Raw genomic sequence first — 1,562 nt, forward strand, 5'->3', positions numbered from 1 at the left:
TACACACCTGTCGCCTGAGGAAATTGAGAAACTTCCTTAGCGATATAACCTTCGCATAATGGCCGAAAATGAAGCTTTATCTAAGCAAAACTCTAAATTTGCTTGATTTACTATTCAATCCAGGTACGCTTCACGGAAAGCAGTTTACAGGTATTGTCTTCAAACTTCAGGAATGCTTCACCTCCTTCGTAAATCATGTTGTAATAGACTTTAGCATACTTTAGGTCTTTGTCAAACACAATAGAATTTATTGTCGGATAGGAGTGATATTGCCAAATTTATAAAATGTTTTTGACCGTCTCCACCGGCTTCAATCGTAGCGAGCCATTTTTCATGGTATTTCTTGTCAATATTTTTTTTAATGTTCTCAATGGTATAGGCCTTCGTTTCTTCTTCCGTGTAGTAAATCTTTTCTTTCTGATAGATTTTTAGTATATTTTGGATAATGAGATAGTTGAAACCTTCATAAATCTTATTGCCGAACTGTGATCCGCCACGGCTCTCAAGATCATGTGGATTATAAAATGTCTCGAAAATATGAGCGTATTTTTCATTTGGTTACTATTTAGCCATCAACAAAATACGAACTTAAATTTAGAATAAACTGGTAAGTTTTTAGATAAATTCTGAAGGCTTTATTTATTTCAAAATCTGGACATATAGAGAATTGCACATTAAAAATTGGACACATATGTGTAACGTGTCCAATTTTTATAAGAATATGAACATGAATAGTTAATATGTTCATATTTATGCTTTAATTTGTATATATGTCCAGTTTTTAACTATAAAGTGAACACGTTTATGGCCTACGATAGAGCTAAGCCTTTTAATGACCTTCCATTGCTTCCTCCATCTAAGGAAGTAGAGGATATAGAGATTTTAAAAAAACTCGTAACTACATCGAGGGCACTTGCTACAGCAAACAGCACAGTAAAAAGATTACCAAATCCTTATATGCTGATAAATACGATAGCTTTGCAGGAGGCGAAAGCATCAACGGCTATAGAAAATATTTTTACCACTGAAGACGAGTTGTATAAGGCGGTGTCAGATTCAGTGAAAGAAAGTGATGCTAATGTAGGTACGAAAGAAGTGCTAAGATATAGAGAGGCATTGTGGCAAGGATATGATTTGCTGCGTGATAAAGCAACAATTGATCTGGATTGTATTACGGGGATTTTCAGGAAAATCAAAAATTCTACAGATGGTTTACGCGCTCCTCAATCGTTAACAGTAATCAATCGCGGACAAAGTGAATTTCGTGCAGGTGAGGTTATTTACACCCCACCAAGAGGTGTGGGAGTTCTTGAGCCATTAATGGAAAATCTATTGGAGTATTTAAATGATGATCGAAAACACTCCTCCGATCCTTTGATTAAAATGTGTATCGCTCATTATCAATTTGAGGCTATACACCCTTTTCGTGATGGAAATGGGAGAACTGGGCGGATATTAAACCTGTTGTATCTGGTGCATAAAGGATTATTGGATCAACCAGTTTTGTACTTATCGAAATACATCATTGCCAATAAAGACGAATATTACTACAATTTGGGTAT

At 35.3% G+C, this 1,562-nt stretch carries 2 protein-coding genes; one reads left to right on the forward strand and one right to left on the reverse strand.

Annotation, left to right across the window (positions count from 1 at the left end; all coding sequences use genetic code 11):
* Positions 1 to 110: 110 nt before the first annotated feature.
* Positions 111 to 239, reverse strand: coding sequence for a hypothetical protein (locus J1905_RS23775; RefSeq protein ID WP_284445133.1), 129 nt, complete (start codon positions 237 to 239; stop codon positions 111 to 113).
* 565 nt (positions 240 to 804) lie between these two features.
* Here J1905_RS23775 and J1905_RS23505 point away from each other — a divergent pair.
* A partial coding sequence (locus J1905_RS23505; RefSeq protein ID WP_214229627.1) for a Fic family protein occupies positions 805 to 1,562 on the forward strand: 758 nt, incomplete at its 3' end.

This window comes from Pedobacter sp. B4-66, assembly GCF_018492665.1.
GTDB lineage: Bacteria > Bacteroidota > Bacteroidia > Sphingobacteriales > Sphingobacteriaceae > Pedobacter.